At 48.1% G+C, this 17985-nt stretch carries 15 protein-coding genes; all 15 read right to left on the minus strand.

Annotation, left to right across the window (positions count from 1 at the left end; genetic code table 11):
- Positions 1-67 precede the first annotated feature (67 nt).
- Positions 68-598: a rod shape-determining protein MreD gene (gene mreD, locus HFE01_RS21350; RefSeq protein ID WP_013372670.1), complete on the minus strand. Its 531-nt coding sequence runs from the start codon at positions 596-598 to the stop codon at positions 68-70.
- Positions 598-1419: a rod shape-determining protein MreC gene (gene mreC, locus HFE01_RS21355; protein ID WP_016818427.1), complete on the minus strand. Its 822-nt coding sequence runs from the start codon at positions 1417-1419 to the stop codon at positions 598-600. The genes mreD and mreC overlap by 1 nt, the downstream gene beginning before the upstream one ends.
- A 55-nt stretch (positions 1420-1474) precedes the next feature.
- Positions 1475-2509, minus strand: coding sequence for a rod shape-determining protein (locus tag HFE01_RS21360; RefSeq protein WP_013311600.1), 1035 nt, complete (start codon positions 2507-2509; stop codon positions 1475-1477).
- 106 nt (positions 2510-2615) lie between these two features.
- On the minus strand, positions 2616-3308 hold the full coding sequence (gene radC, locus HFE01_RS21365; protein ID WP_017427420.1) for a RadC family protein: 693 nt from the start codon (positions 3306-3308) through the stop codon (positions 2616-2618).
- A 14-nt stretch (positions 3309-3322) separates the two neighbouring features.
- Complete coding sequence (locus HFE01_RS21370; RefSeq protein WP_102998278.1) at positions 3323-3931, minus strand: Maf family protein; 609 nt, start codon at positions 3929-3931, stop codon at positions 3323-3325.
- A gap of 22 nt (positions 3932-3953) precedes the next feature.
- Positions 3954-4196: a DUF4321 domain-containing protein gene (locus tag HFE01_RS21375; RefSeq protein ID WP_013372674.1), complete on the minus strand. Its 243-nt coding sequence runs from the start codon at positions 4194-4196 to the stop codon at positions 3954-3956.
- A gap of 121 nt (positions 4197-4317) precedes the next feature.
- Entirely contained in the window at positions 4318-5595 is a 1278-nt protein-coding gene (locus HFE01_RS21380) for an SPOR domain-containing protein (protein ID WP_107734841.1), read from the minus strand.
- Between the two features lie 166 nt (positions 5596-5761).
- Positions 5762-7141, minus strand: coding sequence for a UDP-N-acetylmuramate--L-alanine ligase (gene murC / locus HFE01_RS21385; protein ID WP_038978209.1), 1380 nt, complete (start codon positions 7139-7141; stop codon positions 5762-5764).
- Positions 7142-7147: 6 nt separating this feature from the next.
- Entirely contained in the window at positions 7148-8524 is a 1377-nt protein-coding gene (locus HFE01_RS21390) for a bifunctional folylpolyglutamate synthase/dihydrofolate synthase (RefSeq protein WP_107734842.1), read from the minus strand.
- A 36-nt stretch (positions 8525-8560) separates the two neighbouring features.
- Positions 8561-11227, minus strand: coding sequence for a valine--tRNA ligase (locus HFE01_RS21395; RefSeq protein ID WP_107734843.1), 2667 nt, complete (start codon positions 11225-11227; stop codon positions 8561-8563).
- Positions 11228-11661: 434 nt separating this feature from the next.
- Positions 11662-12993: a LysM peptidoglycan-binding domain-containing protein gene (locus tag HFE01_RS21400; RefSeq protein ID WP_107734844.1), complete on the minus strand. Its 1332-nt coding sequence runs from the start codon at positions 12991-12993 to the stop codon at positions 11662-11664.
- Positions 12994-13118: 125 nt separating this feature from the next.
- Positions 13119-14048 carry an RluA family pseudouridine synthase gene (locus tag HFE01_RS21405; protein ID WP_107734845.1) on the minus strand — a complete coding sequence of 310 codons (930 nt, stop codon included), beginning with the start codon at positions 14046-14048 and terminating at the stop codon, positions 13119-13121.
- A complete protein-coding gene (gene hemL, locus HFE01_RS21410) occupies positions 14045-15349 on the minus strand; it encodes a glutamate-1-semialdehyde 2,1-aminomutase (protein ID WP_107734846.1) in 1305 nt (434 codons plus the stop codon). The genes HFE01_RS21405 and hemL overlap by 4 nt, the downstream gene beginning before the upstream one ends.
- Before the next feature lie 31 nt (positions 15350-15380).
- Entirely contained in the window at positions 15381-16379 is a 999-nt protein-coding gene (gene hemB / locus HFE01_RS21415; RefSeq protein ID WP_016818416.1) for a porphobilinogen synthase, read from the minus strand.
- Between the two features lie 48 nt (positions 16380-16427).
- Complete coding sequence (cobA, locus tag HFE01_RS21420; protein WP_167438378.1) at positions 16428-17984, minus strand: uroporphyrinogen-III C-methyltransferase; 1557 nt, start codon at positions 17982-17984, stop codon at positions 16428-16430.
- Between the last annotated feature and the right edge of the window lies 1 nt (position 17985).

Here is a 17985-nt window from a genome sequence, read left to right on the forward strand (position 1 = left end):
ATCTCAATCATTTCGTCCCCGGGACGTCAAATCCCTGCTAACCCGGACAAAATGTGTGTAAAAAGACCTAGACAGTCTCTTCCTTTTTCACACGGGTACCCAAACGCTGTAATTGCTTGCGAACAGGGACATAAATGATGAGGGCGAACAGAAAATGGATAAATAAATCAGGAATCATATACTGGGCAAGTGCCCAATTGAAAGTCTGATGATTCAGCTGGAACAGCTGATCAATGGCAAAGAGCATAGAATCCAGCAAGAAACTACCAATCAACACGGCCGCCATCATAATGGGCATCGGTGCACGTCTAGCTGTAAACACAAGCCCTAATAAGTATGCAGACAATCCCATTGCAAAAGAATAAGGGCCAATGATAAACCCGTAGTACACTACGTCATGAATAAGTCCAAAAACAATACCTAGCACCAACGCTGTATGACGGCTGTAATACACAGATACAAACAAAATTACGACATACACAAAATTTGGGACCATTCTTGAATGCCAACTATCCGGGAGAAGCCACGGAAGAATCGTTCCTTCAGCTATAAACAGGACAAACAGCAGCAGTATCAAAACCTGACCGCGCATCTTCATTATTCCGGTACCTCAGGAGTGTAGAGGACGAGCAGTTCTTTCCAATCCACAAAGCTGGCTGCCGGTTTAATAATCGCTGTCCGTGTTTTGCCGAACTCTCCAACCTGAATTTTCTCCACCGTTCCAATCATTAGGTTTTTGCGGAACTTCCCGCCTGCACCAGACGTAATAATCTGATCACCCTTTGCGATTGGATCTTTTTCTTCAATGCGAGTCATTTGAAATCTGTTCGTACCCGGATCATAGCTTTCAATCATACCAAACGATTGATTTTCCTTACCCAAGACTGTCGCTGCAATAGCATAAGAATTCGGATTTTTAGGGTCCAATGTAGTCAACAGCGTAACGGTAGACGTAAAATTCCCCGTGCGGCTAATGACTCCAACAAATCCTTCAAGTGAACTGACTTCCTGACCAACCTTGGCTCCATCCTTCTCACCAATATCAATCACGAGCGTTTTGGAATCATTGCTAACACTGTTCACTTGAGCAACACGATAATCATAATTATTTTTCGCCTTTTGCGTTTGGGTGAACTTCAGTTCATTCTGCAATCTGGCATTTGTCTCAACATAATTATGAGTCTGAATCTGGTCACGAGTCAGCTTAGCCACGGCTATTTTTAACCGCTCATTTTCTTCGTAAATACTACGCATATTGCCAATATCTTCAAAGAAGCCCGCTATTGCTGAAGCGGGCCTGTAAAAGATACCTTGCACAAAGCCAATTGAATCTCTGGCGAACTTCTCGGGCCAGGTTAAGGAACTTCTCTGTCCAAGTGTAATCCCCATAAGGGCAATAAACAGAACGATTCCGATCAATAGAACAAATAGTCTTTTATTGCCAAACAGCTTAAACAGTTCCTACACCCCCGATTCAACGTTTGGAACGGACGGCAGAACTGCTGCGCGATTTGAACAAATGGATATTTTCCAGTGCTCTACCCGTACCGATTGCCACACAATCCAGAGGATTTTCCGCTACGATCACCGGCATTCCGGTCTCACCTGCCAACAGCTTATCCAGGTTGCGCAGTAGTGCTCCACCACCAGTCAGTACAATTCCTCTATCCATGATGTCCGCCGCCAGCTCGGGAGGGCATTTTTCCAATGTTACTTTGACTGCGTCCACGATCGCATTCACGGTGTCTGACAATGCTTCGCTAATTTCATCGGAGGTAATCGTAATTGTCTTCGGCAAGCCTGTAACCAGATCGCGTCCGCGGATTTCCGATGTTTCCACTTGCTCTAATGGCATAGCTGAACCAACTTCCATTTTCAGCTGCTCAGAAGTCCGTTCACCAATCATCAGGTTGTATTGACGTTTCACGTATTGAATGATGGACTCGTCCATTTCATCGCCAGCCACTCGTACAGAACGACTTGTTACGATCCCCCCCAAGGAAATGACCGCAACTTCGGTTGTACCTCCACCGATATCGACAACCATACTGCCCGTAGGCTCCCATACTGGCAGATCAGCGCCAATTGCCGCTGCAAACGGCTCTTCAATCGTGTACGCCTCTCTTGCGCCTGCTTGCTTGGTCGCATCTTCAACAGCACGCTGTTCCACTGCAGTAATGCCCGAAGGCACGCAAACCATCACGTTCGGATGGCGCGGAAACAATGAACGTTGTGCTTGCGCCTGACGGATGAAATATTTAATCATCGTTGCAGTCGTATCAAAATCGGCAATGACTCCATCCTTCATTGGACGAATTGCACGGATATTTCCCGGTGTGCGACCGATCATTTTTTTCGCAGATTCCCCAACAGCCTCAATGGTTTTTGTATCTGTACGCAATGCGACTACAGATGGTTCACGAACCACGATTCCCTTACCTCTTACGTATACAAGCGTGTTTGCCGTCCCCAAGTCAATTCCCAAATCTTTTGTAAAGCCACCCAGCATGATGTTAATCTCCTTTTCTCTTCCCTGAAATCTGTTATCCCTGTATAAACGGTTTATTCAGGCCGGTTTATCCGGTCGTGTTTAAATGTTTGATTTAAATATTATATTATATCAGACCTTGTTCCTTCAAACTTACAAAGGTCCCGTCCCCGATCACAATATGATCAAGCACGTCGATACCCACGATGTTGCCCGCTTCCATCAAGCGGCGGGTCAACTGGATATCTTCCGGGCTTGGCTTCGGATCACCGCTCGGATGGTTATGAGCGCAAATAATCGAAGCACTGCTGCACTTGATTGCAGCCCGGAATACTTCACGAGGATGCACGATGGCGGAATTCAGGCTGCCCATAGATAGCGTTTCCTGAGCAATGACATGGTTTTTGGTATTTAGAAACAGGCAAACAAAATGCTCTTTCTGCAAATAACGAAGCTGCTCGAACAGCAGATCTGCCACATCCCGCGGGCAACTAATCACCGGGGTCTCCAAGTGGCGTGACAATGCCAATCGACGCCCGAGTTCGATACCCGCTTTTAGCTGTATCGCTTTAGCATTTCCAATACCCTTAATCTGGGTCAACTCGCTCAGACTCATATCCACCAGTTGACGCAGATTCCCTGCCTGCTGCAAAATACGCTGCGCTAAATGCACAGATGATTCTCTTTGTGTTCCTGTACGCAGTAGTATTGCTAGCAACTCCGCGTTGCTCAAGGCATCCGCCCCATATGTCATCATGCGCTCTCTTGGTCGTTCTTCATGGGGGAGGTCGCGAAGCATCAGTATTGGCGACTCCAGCATATGTTTATCCCCTTTTATGGACGCAGCACATTTACTCCAAAATCGGACAGCATGTCCGACAGCAAAGAAAGCGGCAATCCTACGACGTTAAAATAACAACCCTGAATAGATTCCACCAACGTAGCACCCATGCCTTGAATGCCATACGATCCTGCTTTGTCAGACGGTTCACCAGTATTTACGTATGCCACAATTTGTTCTTGGCTCAAAGGCTTCATTGTGACATCCGTTTGGCGATGTCTAACAAGCATCTTGCCGGTTCCGGTATGTATGCAGGCTACCCCAGTGTACACACGGTGTGTTCTTCCCTGCAATGCAGTCAACATGCGAACTGCGTCCGCATGGTCGGCAGGCTTGCCCAATACCGAATCCTCCAGCACGACAATCGTATCACTGCCAATCACCAATCCAGCTTCCTGGGACTGCGCAGCAGTGCGCACGACCGCTTCGGCTTTGCGGGCCGCAAGGGTCTCCACGATTTGCTGAGGCGTCCAGCTCTCAGGCGTGCTTTCATCCGCATGACTCGGCACCACCTCAAAGGGGAGTCTCAAATATGCGAGTAATTCCTTCCTTCTTGGTGAAGTCGATGCCAGAATAATGCGGGGCGTAATTTTCCCGTCCATAAGGGAAGCTCCTTTTCATCAGTTAGAGCCTGCGGTACAGCCAGAATGCGGCGATGATGCCGATCAGACTAAGCAGGCTCAATTCAAAATTTATCGTTATGTTGTAGCTGATAATATCCAGATCCGCTCTCGGCGACCAGGATATCGTAGTGGGGTGGGTCAGAAAGGAAAGGACTTTGACCGATTGAAGGGCCTTAGCAATCCAGGCACCCAAAAGCCAACCGAGCAACAAAAACAGTATAAGCATTCCTACATTTTTTTTCATCCTGATCTTCCCTCGCCATTTTTTGACACCTTCATTATTATACGGTGATTTGTACTGCAATACAAACAGAAATCCGGCATGGGGAACTATTTCCAGTTCCTTGCCGGAAAGTATGGTTAGTCTACTGTTTTATGAATTGAATAAATTCCTTCTCACGCAAAACATATTCCATCATGGAGGACTGAATCTCCCAAATGTGTTCCTTGGCTGTATTCTTGTTATATTCTCCAAGTGCAGAGACTGCGCTGTTCATCGCCTTTTCAAGCGAGGTTGCGGTGGCAGCCGCTTCCTTCGGAAGACCAGTGGGAAGCACAGCGATATTTTGTGTCCACTGCTGATGCAGGTCGTTCAGCTCGCTCATGTCGGAGGCTGGCACCGTATTTGAGCCTTCTTCTCTGAGCAAATTTGAAGAAAGTCCGCTCAGCTTCCCCACTAATGAGTTGCTTAACTGAAAAAAGGTAGTGAGTTTATCACCATTACCTCCGTAAGCCGCTTTTTCGAATCCGGGTAATTCGAGCTCGCGGACATACAATTCCACTCCTTGTGTCTTCAATTGATTACTGAGCAACTTGGCTTGCTCCCTATCCGACGATATTCCTGCATATACCCGGTTTTGATCCTCGCTATCCCCTCCTGCTGCAATGCCTGCCTTCAACAGTTCTTCCTTTGCCTGTAAAGCCCGCTCTGGAGTGCTGAAAACCCCATACTGCAGCAAATAATAGGTTTGTGGAGGCACTTGAGTCGCTACGACGGCGACAGGAGCAGCATTCTCTTTTGCATACGTGTTATCGACATCAACGGATTTTTTAAAAACAGGTACAGCTTCATCAGCAGAAGGATCAGATCCCGGGACCATACCGCCTCCGTTAAACAGCAACAACAAAATATATCCGAACATGCCTCCAGTCACCAACGCGCTGGCTACAGAACCGATTAATCTCCATCTGGAAGGGTGAGGTGGACGCTTTCTATACTCTTGACCGGAATAATAGGTTTCCTCAACCTCAACATCGTCCTCTTCCGGACTTTCCGGTAGAATGTCCGCATCTGACCAGGAAGCTGCCGAACGACCAAAAGGGTCGTCCCATCCCTCTTGTACCCTCAATGTTGGAGTAAAGCGCCGAGTTGCAGTGCGTTTGTTCGTCTCAACAGGCTTACCAAGCTCTGAATGTTGTGTAGTTCGAGTATGTTTCTCCATACTGCTAGTCCGTTCCATCCCTTTATGCTGGTTATCCGTTTGATAAAGCTCATCATCGTGGTATAACTCCGTATCTCTAATCGGGTCACGCTGTCCGTTCGTAAATGACTCATTTTGGTTCGGAAGCACCTGTAGCTTATCCTCCCGGCTTGTTTCCGGCAACTGTTGATCGAACCGGAATGTCATCTTGGCCTTGTTCATGGATGCACTCCCTCCTTGTCCCATACTTCCTCATAGTCTGTTGTATGAGTCAAGCTGAGAAAATATGCCTCAGCTTTACAAAAAAAGGGTATCCCGAAACACCTTCGTGTTCGGAATACCCTTCAAAGCTATAATACATTGGCGTAACAGCCCATGTTCATACGTATTACACTTGTTGCCCGCGAAGATGGCGTGCTAACGCGTCGCCAGCTTTCCAGATATCTCCTGCTCCCATTGTCAGCACAAGATCGCCTGGTTGTAACCGATCTTTCAGCTCTTCGATCACAGCTTCTTTGGTTGGTAAATAGATTGCATTCGCATTGCTGTTTTGGACGATTAAATCCACCAGTTTGGAAGAATGCACACCTTCAATCTGTTTTTCTCCCGCTGGTGAATAAATATCGGTAATGATCACTTCACCAGCCTCGCTAAACGCACGGCTGAACGCATCCAGCAGGAAAAAGGTACGACTGTAGCGTTGTGGCTGGAACACGGCAATAATACGCTTGCCAGTTGCTCTCGCTGCACTGATCGTAGCCTCAATCTCTGTTGGGTGATGCGCATAATCATCAATAATCAAAATGTCATTGCCTTCACCTAGCACTTGAAAACGACGTTTCGCTCCATGAAATTCCACAATAGTTGCAGCAATTTGATCAAATGGAATCCCTGCTTCCAGACATGAAATCACGGTAGCCATCGCATTATACATGTTATGTTTACCAGGTACAGACAATTCAATCGTTCCGAGTGCTGTTCCCTTACGGCTCATCGTAAAGCTTAATCGGCGGTCACCCAGTTGGATATCTGTCGCCATGTAATCCGCTTCATGCTCTACCCCATAAGTAATGACCCGAGTTTGGAGCTGAGGCAGCATCTCTCGGATGTTCTGATCATCTGCGCATACAATAGCTGCTCCATCCGGCCGAATTTGGCTCAAGAATTGCACGTAAGCACTTTTTAGGCGATTGAAGTCCCCATCGTAATTTTCCAAATGATCTGCTTCAATATTGGTTACGATCCCCTGCCAAGGATGATATTGTAGAAAAGAACCATCGCTCTCATCCGCCTCGGCAACGACAAACTCGCTTTTCCCCGCTTTGGCGTTCGTCCCCAAATTCGTGATTTCGCCGCCGATAATATACGTTGGGTCAACGTTACATCTCTCCATAACCAGAGCGATCATAGAAGAGGTTGTCGTTTTCCCGTGCGCACCCGCAACCGCTATACCCTTACGTTCGTTAAGCAAGCGAGCCAGCATCTGCGAACGGTGCAGTGTTGGAATATTCAATTCTTCTGCTGCCACCCGCTCTACATTGTCACGTGACAATGCTGTTGAATAGACGACGATATCTGCGCCCGCAATATGTTCAGGCGTGTGTCCAATATATATTTTTGCGCCTTTTGCCGCCAGTTTTTCTGTCAGCTCCTGTGATGCCACATCTGAGCCAGTCACGGTATATCCCATCTCCAGCATGACCCGAGCAATCGCGCTCATCCCGTAGCCGCCGATACCGATAAAATGAACATGTTCCGAAGTAATCAACAAATTTCACCAACCTTTTTCCGAATCGGTTTGATACATAAGGGTAGCCCGTACATCCGCAATAAGATACAGCGTGCCGGACACCACCCCCAGATCTTCCGCTTCCGTATGTGACTGAAGCAGGTTTAAAGCCTTTTTCCAGTCACCTTCTACAATAATTTTTAAATCCGTTTTGGCATAAGACGGCCGCAGCTTCTCCACGAGATGAGCCAAATCAGCGGCATTCATTTTGCGGCGAAAATCGGGCTCGGTCAGGATAAGCGTATCCACTAGTGGCAGTATATGCTGCAAGTATGCCTCATGATGCTTGTTTGATAGCATCCCCATCATTAAAATCAATTTTTTGTACGAATACACTTGTGGGAGACTCTTGGCCAGCGTTTGCGCCCCTTCTGGATTATGAGCCCCATCAAGGACAATTCTCGGCGAGGTACTGACTTGTTCGAGGCGCCCTGCCCAGGCAGCTTGCCTAAATCCCTCCAGCAGATCCTCATCATCCAACACAAAAGCCATATACTGACGTAGGACTTCAAGTGCCATCAGAGCTCCTGCCGCATTAGAACATTGATGCTCACCTAACAACGTGATGTCGATTTCCATATGTCGGAAGGGTCCGGCGAATGAAAAGGTCTGACCTGTTTCATTCCCGTTTAACCGTTCATACGTAAATTGTTCTCCTGCCAGGTACAAGGTAGCTCCTTGCTTGACCGCCGTTTCACGTATGACCTGAATAGCCTCGGGCTGGGAAACACAACTGACGACAGGTACACCCGGCTTGATGATCCCAGCCTTTTCTCTTGCAATCTGTTCCAGTGTATCTCCCAAAATGTCCGTATGGTCATAGCCGACATTCGTAATGACCGAAACGATAGGACTCACGATATTAGTTACATCCATCCTTCCCCCGAGGCCTGTCTCCCATACCACAACATCTGGAAAAGATACCGTAGCATAGTACAAAATAGCCAACGCTGTGGACACCTCAAACATCGTAGGTGATCCCAACTCACTATCTGCGATTTCTTTCACCAACGGATACAAGCGATTGGCCAGTGAAACCAGCGTTTCATCTGGAATATCGGTCCCGTTGAATTGAAAACGGTTCGTAAATCGGGTGATGTACGGAGAAGTAAAGGTCCCAACATCGTATCCACATTTCAGAAGCACAGAGGTTAGAAAAGCACAAGTCGAGCCCTTACCGTTGGTTCCTGCAATATGAATAAATTTCAGATGTCGTTGCGGATCACCCAGCCTACTCATCAGCTGTTCGATTCGTTCCAATCCGGGTCTAATGCCAAACGGAATCAACCCATTAATCCATTCCACTGCTTCATCATAACTTTGTAAAGGGGCTATGTCGCCGCCCCTGATCGTATCTGACATCCTCTTCACCTTCAGGTCATTTTATTGTGAGTGAAATTATCCCTTGAGTTCTTCAATACGTGCGATAACTTTAGCGCGCTTATCTGAGTAATCGGCTTGCTTGGCCTTCTCTTCCTCGATGACTTTGGCTGGTGCCTTCGCCACGAAGCCTTGGTTGGAGAGTTTTTTCTCCACGCGCTCCACTTCACTGTTCAAATGCTGAAGTTCTTTTTCAAGTCTGCTAATTTCCTGGGTAATATCTAGCAGTCCGGCTAACGGCAGGTATAGCTCTGCGCCGCTAACAATAGATGTCATGGCTTTATCTGGAGCGGTGAACTCTAAGCCTGCGTCGAATTCAGACGTGTTACAGAATCGACGTACATACTCCCCATTGCGGTTAATGATATCAAGAACGGCTTGATCGCCGGGTTTTATGAGCAATTCAATTTTTTTACTCATCGGCACGTTGACTTCAGCGCGGATATTGCGCACAGCACGAATCACGTCGATCAGCAAATTCATTTCAGCGACCGCGTCCTTATCCTCGAAAGCAGGATCGTAAGCAGGCCAAGCGGCCAGTGTGATCGTTTCTCCCTCATGCGGAAGATGCTGCCATATTTCCTCGGAGATAAACGGCATGAACGGATGAATCATTCGCAGTGTCCGATCCAAAACGTATGCAAGTACGGATTGTGTTTTCTTTTTCGCCTCTGCATTATCGCCATATAGGGAAAGCTTCGCAAACTCAATGTACCAGTCGCACAAATCATCCCAAATAAAGTTATACAGAAGGCGACCTGTCTCGCCAAATTCATAAGCATCTATTAGACGCGTGATGTCGCGTGAAGTTTCGTTTAGACGGTGCAGAATCCAACGGTCAACGGTGCTCAAGTCACCAGTAATGTCTATATCTGCCGCAGTGACGCCTTCCAGATTCATCAGCGCAAAGCGTGATGCATTCCAGATTTTATTGGCAAAGTTACGCGCCTGCTCCACACGTTCCCAGCGGAAACGAAGATCTTGTCCAGGTGTGCTGCTGGTGGAGATCATATAACGCATTGCATCGGTACCATATTGGTCGATCACGTCGAGCGGATCAACACCATTGCCCAGGGATTTGGACATTTTTCTTCCGTCCGCGTCACGAACCAAACCGTGCATAAGTACATCCTTGAACGGAATCTCTTCCGTGAACTCCAGCGCGGTAAAGATCATACGCGATACCCAGAAATAAATAATGTCATAGCCTGTCACCAGAACATTCGTCGGATAATAGCGTTTGAGATCCTCTGTCTGCTCAGGCCAACCTAGGGTCGAAAACGGCCACAAAGCAGAGCTGAACCAAGTATCGAGTACATCCTCATCCTGTTTGAGCTTTCTACCGGCATATTCAGGCAAAGTGGTAGGGTCCTCCGCCGATACAATAACTTCTCCGGTTTCCTCATCATACCAAGCCGGAATACGGTGTCCCCACCATAATTGACGGGAAATACACCAATCTCGCACATTTTCAATCCAATGCAGATAAGTACGCTCAAAGCGATCCGGTACAAAGTTTACACCGTTGCCAGCCTTCTGTGCTTCAATCGCCTTAGCTGCCAGAGGCTTCATTTCCACGAACCATTGCGTCGACAGATAAGGTTCTACAACTACGCCAGAACGCTCACTATGACCTACTTGGTGTACATGCTCTTCAATACGAATCAGTACACCCTGCTCTTTCAAATCAGCGACGATTTGCTTACGGCAATCGCTGCGATCCAGTCCCTGATATTTGCCTGCTTCAGCATTCATCGTTCCCGTCTCGTCCATCACCGTAATTTGAGGCAACTGGTGACGTTGACCCATTTCAAAGTCATTCGGATCGTGAGCCGGTGTGATTTTAACCGCGCCGCTACCGAAATCTTTATCTACATAGTCATCCGCAATGACCGGAATTTCACGCCCGATGATTGGAAGCACAAGCGTTTTGCCGATCATTTGCTTATAGCGTTCATCTTCTGGATGTACAGCTACAGCCGTATCGCCCAGCATCGTTTCAGGGCGTGTAGTGGCTACAGTAATAAATCCGCTACCGTCTTTCAGAGGGTATTGCAGGTGATACAGATTTCCGTTCACCTCTTTGTATTCCACCTCAATATCCGACAATGCGGTACGTGCAGCAGGGTCCCAGTTAATGATGCGTTTACCGCGATAAATCAGACCCTTTTTGTACAGTTTAACGAATACTTCGCGTACCGCCTTGGACAGTCCCTCATCCAATGTAAAACGTTCACGAGAATAATCGAGAGAAAAGCCCATTTTCTCCCATTGATTGTGGATATTGTCCAGATAAAGATCTTTCCACTCCCACACTTTCTCCAAAAACTTCTCACGGCCCAAATCATAGCGAGTCAAACCTTCTTCACGTAGCTTCTGCTCTACTTTTGTTTGAGTAGCAATACCTGCATGGTCTGCCCCTGGCAGCCACAAGGCATCATAACCCTGCATCCGCTTGGCGCGGATAATAATATCCTGCAAAGTAAAGTCAAGAGCATGTCCAATATGCAACATACCCGTAACATTCGGTGGTGGAATAACGATAGTAAAAGGCTCTGCCTCTGGATGTTGCCCGGCGCGGAAATAGCCCTTCTCCATCCACGTTTTGTACCATTTTTGTTCTGCTGATTTGGGATCGTACGTTGTTGGCATTTCCAAGGTTGTCTTGTTGTCTTGTTCTGACATATCAGGATACCTCCATGATTTTCAATTGGCAAATAAAAAAAGCCCTTCATCCTCAAAGGACGAAAGGCTGTTCTCTCGCGGTACCACCTTTGTTTCACCCCTAGTGCATGTATCCACTGATCCATTACACATGGTGTGACACTTTATGCAGATAACGGTTGCGGACCGGCCTTATTCTACCGTGAACCTCTTACCTTCCGAAGGAATGAAATGAGGAACCGTTCAAACAGGCGACTCCCGGGTGACTTCGGCCAGTAGCTTCCTGCGGAACCTCACAGCGCTGCAATTCCACTCTCTGAAGGGCTTGCTGCCTACTCTTCCCGATCTCAGTCTTTCAATAACTATACCACATCATACATTTCCCATTGACTATAGTCAACACCCATTTCTCATTGACGATAGTCAGCACTTCGTCGCATGTTTCAGCAACCGAATCAAGGGATGTACAATACCTGCCCTTCTTCTACATGATGCTCTGCCAATCTATTATACAATTGAAGCTCCCGTGTGCTGAGCTGATAACGGTCTGCTATCGTTTCCAGTGTATCCTCGCGCTGTACAATGCATAACCGCACCTTGCGGAAAGGCGTTTCATCCTGTGTATGGAAAAAAAGATTTTTCCACTTGGCATCCTCACGCTCTTCCTCGGCTTTCTGATCCTGACCTTGCGGTTCATGTTCCAATTGCTGCTGGTGTTCGGCTTCCTTCACCGAACGGCTGGATTGAAGCAATGATGAGTAGACAACCGGGTCCGGCTCGTCTGCTCCTTCATTCTTTTTACTGTTAAGCGCCACGCGCATCTCTGGCTTTTCCTCAGTAAAGGTATCCTGAACTTCATGGTTTACCTGTTCTGACGCTTCAGGCCTGAAGTCAAAGTCATTCGCCTGACTTGCTTCCAACTGCGGCTCCAGATAAATCTCCGACTCTGTGGCAGAATGTGGCTCTGACAGCAAAGGGTCGTATGCTACATTAGGAGATGCAGAGGATACTTTGGGCTCGTTCCCTTCCGTCTCTGCTTCCTCTTGCTGAAATGCCCACACTTCCGACGCCTCCTGCTCACGCTTAACTTCGGAAGAGCTGTCTTCAACTACTTTTCCCGTCCACGGCTCATAATATCGGTTCGGATCTACTATCGGATCATAAGCTTGATGCTCCAATGATGGCTTCTGTTCCCCTTGATCCTCTGACGACTGTTCCCAGTAAGCTGACTCTTGTTGTGCTGGTACTTTGTATGAAGTTTCCGGGTCTGAAATGTTGTTGTATACCGAGTCTTGGGTAGAATAAGCCTCTTCGTGACGATGCTCTCCAGCGCCGTAAAGAGATAGAGCCGGATGTTCAGGTGCATGCACCACAGTAAATTCCTCATCCAGCCAAACCGCCGTCTCCTCTGCATGCGAGCTTTCCACCCCATGCAAAGAAAGCACCCCTGTAATGTTTAGACTACGTAAAGAGAGCAGGTCCACATCAAAATTTTCAATCTCCACGGAGATATCTTCCAATCTTCCTACCCGGTTAAGCGGAATGGTAATTTCCACAGGGATCAAATGATGAAGCTCGCTCGTCATCTGTTCAGGTGTGCGGTACACGCCCTCCAGCAGCAAATGCCCTCGCAAAGCGGCATGGTCGCCGTGGGTTACAACCTGAATGCGTGGCAGAAGCTCAATTTCCTCCAACTCGGCAATCCCGGCAGCTTCCTCCGTCAAATGAATGCGTTCATAGATATCAAAACGCAAGCCTTGCGGCTGATCATTCTGTTGTTTATTCAAGGATGGCATCCTCCTTTGGGCAGCCTCCGCACATCCTCTGACTCGTGTCAGGCGCACGGAAACTCCATATTGCAAACCGTTTCTAGGTTCAAGTATATGCGCCAAAATAGAAGGCATGCCATCTTTTATAGCTGTTTGTGCAGCTTTTGAAAATCATCCGGCCAAGCATCCTCGACGATAATCGTTTCGCCGCTCAGCGGATGACAAAAGGTGAGCCGCTCTCCGTGAAGGGCCTGTCTGCCAAAATCAGCAGCACGACCGCCGTATAATACGTCCCCAAGTAAAGGATAGCCAGCATGACTAAGATGTACGCGTATCTGGTGCGTCCGACCTGTCTCCAGCGTCAGATACACGAGACTGACCGCATTCGGACCACTCCCCCATACTTCACCAACTTCCACATGGGTAACCGCCTTCTGTCCAGTTGGGGATACACGGCGGCGCTGTTTATGATGCCTATCCTTGCCAATCGGCCAATCCAACGTCCGCAGCGATGGAGGTACTTTCCCTCGTACCAAAGCTACATAGCGACGACCGATGTCTTTAGCTCGCATTTGTTCGTCCAGCTTGAGCAACGAAAATTCATTTTTTGCATATAGCACCGGGCCTGTCGTGTCCACATCCAGACGATGTACATGCCGTACTGCTGTATGAATGTCGTTGATTTCATAGTAGGATGCGACAGCATGATCCAATGTTAGCGGACCATCCTTTACACCACCGTCTGGATGGACCGCCATCCCCGCTGGTTTGTGTACAACCAAGCAAAAATCATCCTCGTATAGTATCTTCAAATCATACCAACGTGGGATGACGCCGAGGTCCACTACAGGAAAAAGGGCCAGCCGCAGCCGGTCCCCTGTAAGTTCAATCCCTTTTTCATGCCGTAGCCTGCGCCACAGCTTGTCCGGTAATCCCAGACGGTTCAGCAACCAGCGGTCCACAGCTTCAACGCTATCTACAAGCTCAGCGCGATTTTCATCAGTTGCAATTTCTCGCCCTGGTGTGACTTCCAGCCACGGTCCTCTTCTTTTCCAGCTGCCTTTCCAACTCATAGACGTTTGAGCGCGCGATAGTTCGCTTCAACGGTCGCATCAATATCCTCAACGGTATGCACACCTGATACGAACATGCCCTCAAATTGAGATGGAGCTACACTAACGCCCTCATTCACCATTTCAGTAAAGTAACGGCGGAAGTGGTCCTGATTACTCGTTTTAGCAGTGTCAAAATTGACAACCTTCTCGTCTGTGAAGAACGGACACACCATAGAACCGACACGGTTGATCGTGACAGGAATACCCAGTTCACGCGCGTTATGTTCGAATCCGGCCTGAAGCCGTGCTGCCCGTTCTTCCAGACGATCATATACTTCCGGTGTCAGCAATTTAAGCGTCGAATAACCTGCTGCCATAGCCAGCGGATTTCCGCTCAGCGTACCCGCTTGATAGATCGGGCCAGATGGTGCAATTTGCTCTAGAATGTCGCGACGGCCGCCATATGCACCTACAGGTAGGCCACCACCAATCACTTTGCCCAGACACGTAAGATCCGGCGTCACACCAAAGCGCCCTTGAGCAGAATGAAGTCCTACCCGGAATCCAGTCATCACTTCATCAAAAATCAGCAGACTTCCGTACTGTCGGGTTACCTCACGCAATCCTTCCAAAAATCCAGGCTGTGGCGGTACAACACCCATATTGCCGGCTACTGGCTCGACAATAATCGCAGCAATCTCTTCGCCAAATTTCTCAAAAGCCAGCTTCACCGACGCCAAATCATTATAAGGGACAGTGATTGTATGTGTGGCCACGACTTCAGGTACACCCGGACTATCAGGTAGACCTAGGGTCGCAACACCAGAGCCCGCTTTAATCAGCAAGCTGTCCGCATGACCGTGATAAGAACCTTCAAATTTAAGGATTTTACTGCGTTTCGTAAATCCACGCGCGAGTCGGATCGCACTCATTGTCGCCTCGGTCCCCGAGTTGACCATTCGAACAATGTCCATAGAAGGAACACGCTCACATACGAGCTTGGCCATTTCCGTTTCCGCAAGCGTTGGGGCTCCGAAGCTGGTTCCTTTTACAACAGCAGCCTGTAAGGCTTTAACCACTTCAGGGTGCGCATGACCCATAATAAGCGGTCCCCACGAACATACATAGTCTATATAGGATTGACCGTCGATATCATATACACGTGATCCTTCCCCACGATCAATATATACCGGTGTTATACCCACGGATTTAAAAGCTCGAACCGGACTGTTTACGCCACCCGGAATATATTGTTTTGCCTCATCAAAGGCTGCTTTGGAACGCGTATCCTTGCGTACCGTTCGTTGTTCGTCCATCATTCTAATCACTCCTGTCTTCTGAAAAATACACTTATTGATTCAACCATCTTGCCGCATCCTTGGCAGAATAGGTAATAATCATATCTGCACCGGCACGCTTCATGCTTGTCAGAATCTCCAGCACCATCGCCTTTTCATCAATCCAGCCTTGAAGGGCTGCCGCTTTGACCATTGCATATTCACCACTGACGTTGTAAGCCACCATAGGCAAATCAAATTGGTCCTTAATGGTGCGCATTACATCCAGATAAGAAAGAGAAGGCTTCACCATCAGCATGTCCGCACCCTCCATCACGTCAGACTCCGCTTCCCGCAACGCCTCACGTGCATTGGCAGGGTCCATCTGATAGGATTTGCGGTCACCAAACTGCGGCGCAGAATCAGCAGCTTCACGGAAAGGACCATAAAAAGCAGACGCATATTTGACGGAATACGACATAATCGGAATATGTGAAAAACCTTCCAGATCGAGTCCCTGCCGAATCGCCTGTACAAAACCGTCCATCATATTAGAAGGAGCGATAATATCTGCACCGGCTCTGGCCTGAGAAACGGCTGTGCGTACCAGCACCTCCAGAGATTCATCATTCAATACTTCACCGCACACTTCACCATCATGCTCATGCATGTGTACCATACCGCAGTGTCCATGGTCCGTAAACTCACACAAACAAGTGTCTGCCACGACCAGCAGTTCGGGATAACGCGATTTGATCAAACGAGTAGCTTCCTGAACAATACCGTTGTCCACAAAAGCTGAAGTCCCTACACTGTCTTTGGTTTCTGGTATGCCAAACAGGAGCACAGCAGGAATGCCAAGCTCACTAATTTCTTTCAGTTCTTCCTCCAGCCGATCCAGAGAAAAACGGTATACACCTGGCATGGAGCTAATCTCCTGTTTCACTCCAGTACCAAATGTTACGTAGATCGGTTGGATGAAATCAGACGGATTCAAAACCGTTTCACGCACCATGCTGCGGATGGCAGCTGACTGACGCAAACGACGATGTCTGGTAAAAGGGACACTCATAATTACAAACCTCCATTTTTTTATACATTCATTTGTAAAAATTAAAATTTATAATGTCATAACCGTACTTGATTGTTTCCAGTCACATAGCGATTGAATTAGACTTTCAATGGTCGCCTTCTCTGACATCAAACTGACAGTCAATCCGGCTTGGGTTGCTGTCTCACCAGTCAAGGGGCCGATCACAGCGATCGTAACTCCCTCCAGCAGCGATACTGGATCACTGATCCCCATTTGTCTGAGGGCTTCCAAGAAAAAGGTTACGGTTGAGGAACTGGTAAACGTAATCGCGTGAATGGCACGCTCCTCCAGCAGCTTGAGAAGTTCATCATCCTGTGTGTTGGCAGCCAGCACCGTTTGATACAAATCAGCCTCGGTCACATGCAGTCCCATCTCCCTCAGCTGATCCGGCAGCCATGAGCGAGCGAGATCACCTCTTGGAAGAAATACGTTTTGCCCTGCTTGCAAATCTTGCTCAAATGTTTCAAGCAGTCCCTCTGCCTGAAAAGGACCTTCGATCTGTTCTGCTACAATTCCGTGTTTTCGAAGTGCGGCTGCTGTAGCTGGTCCCACTGCGGCAATACGAGCTTTGTATAGCGCACGTACATCCTTGCCCTGTTCCTTTAAATGAGTGAAAAAGTATTCCACTCCGTTAACGCTGGTAAAAAACACCCAGTCATATTCAGGAAGTCGCGCAAACGCCTCTTTGATTTTCTGTTTTGCCTGCTCGTCCGAAGGGACGACGGTCTGGATAACTGGGAATTCATAAGGTTCACCGCCAAGCTCTTCAATCCGGTGAACCAGACTGCTGGCTTGCGCGCGTGCGCGAGTAACCAAAATTCGCTTGCCAAACAAAGGCATATCCTCTGCCCATTTTAACTGTTCACGCTGATTGACCACTTCTCCGACAACGATGACGGCGGGCGGTTGAAAATTCGCTGCCTTCACTTTGGCTTCAATATCCGCCAGCGTACCCACTAGCGTATCTTGCTCGGCGCGGGTCCCCCAACGAATCAAAGCAACTGGAGTATCGGACGGCTTACCATGCTTTATCAGCTGATCACTGATATAGCCGATCTTCGCTACACCCATCATAAAGATCAGTGTACCCGTTGCGTTCGTTACTTTATCCCAATGAATACTTTTATCGAGTTTATCAGGACTTTCATGACCTGTAATGATAGACAGCGACGAGGCCATCTCCCGATGTGTAACGGGAATGCCTGCATACGCAGGCACGCTGATGGCTGATGTGATGCCAGGTATGATTTCATAGGAAATACCGTGTTTACGTAATAGCCCGGCTTCCTCGCCGACTCGCCCAAAAATAGTGGGGTCTCCCCCTTTGAGCCGGACGACTGTCTTTCCTTCCAAGGCTAAATCCACCAGCAGCTGATTAATTTCCTCTTGCTTCATGGTGTGACGATCTGGCAGTTTGCCGACATATATTTTTTGGGCCCCTGGCTTCATCAGCCCCAAGAGGCGAGGGCTTGCCAGTCTGTCATACACAATGACATCGCCCAGTTGAATGCACTCCCAACCCTTGACCGTAATTAATCTTGCATCTCCGGGTCCTGCACCTACTAAATATACCTTTCCCACCATT

This window comes from Paenibacillus sp. EKM10P (assembly GCF_011800655.1).
Classification (GTDB): Bacteria; Bacillota; Bacilli; order Paenibacillales; family Paenibacillaceae; genus Paenibacillus; species Paenibacillus polymyxa.

Coding starts and splice junctions, on each gene's coding strand:
- HFE01_RS21395 (WP_107734843.1), bottom strand. CDS start 11,227: ATGTCAGAACAAGACAACAAGACAACCTTGGAAATGCCAACAACGTAC.
- HFE01_RS21370 (WP_102998278.1), bottom strand. CDS start 3,931: ATGGACGGGAAAATTACGCCCCGCATTATTCTGGCATCGACTTCACCA.
- HFE01_RS21380 (WP_107734841.1), bottom strand. CDS start 5,595: ATGAACAAGGCCAAGATGACATTCCGGTTCGATCAACAGTTGCCGGAA.
- hemB (WP_016818416.1), bottom strand. CDS start 16,379: ATGAGTGTCCCTTTTACCAGACATCGTCGTTTGCGTCAGTCAGCTGCC.
- HFE01_RS21375 (WP_013372674.1), bottom strand. CDS start 4,196: ATGAAAAAAAATGTAGGAATGCTTATACTGTTTTTGTTGCTCGGTTGG.
- HFE01_RS21360 (WP_013311600.1), bottom strand. CDS start 2,509: ATGCTGGGTGGCTTTACAAAAGATTTGGGAATTGACTTGGGGACGGCA.
- HFE01_RS21390 (WP_107734842.1), bottom strand. CDS start 8,524: ATGTCAGATACGATCAGGGGCGGCGACATAGCCCCTTTACAAAGTTAT.
- mreD (WP_013372670.1), bottom strand. CDS start 598: ATGAAGATGCGCGGTCAGGTTTTGATACTGCTGCTGTTTGTCCTGTTT.
- HFE01_RS21405 (WP_107734845.1), bottom strand. CDS start 14,048: ATGAGTTGGAAAGGCAGCTGGAAAAGAAGAGGACCGTGGCTGGAAGTC.
- cobA (WP_167438378.1), bottom strand. CDS start 17,984: ATGGTGGGAAAGGTATATTTAGTAGGTGCAGGACCCGGAGATGCAAGA.
- hemL (WP_107734846.1), bottom strand. CDS start 15,349: ATGATGGACGAACAACGAACGGTACGCAAGGATACGCGTTCCAAAGCA.
- radC (WP_017427420.1), bottom strand. CDS start 3,308: ATGCTGGAGTCGCCAATACTGATGCTTCGCGACCTCCCCCATGAAGAA.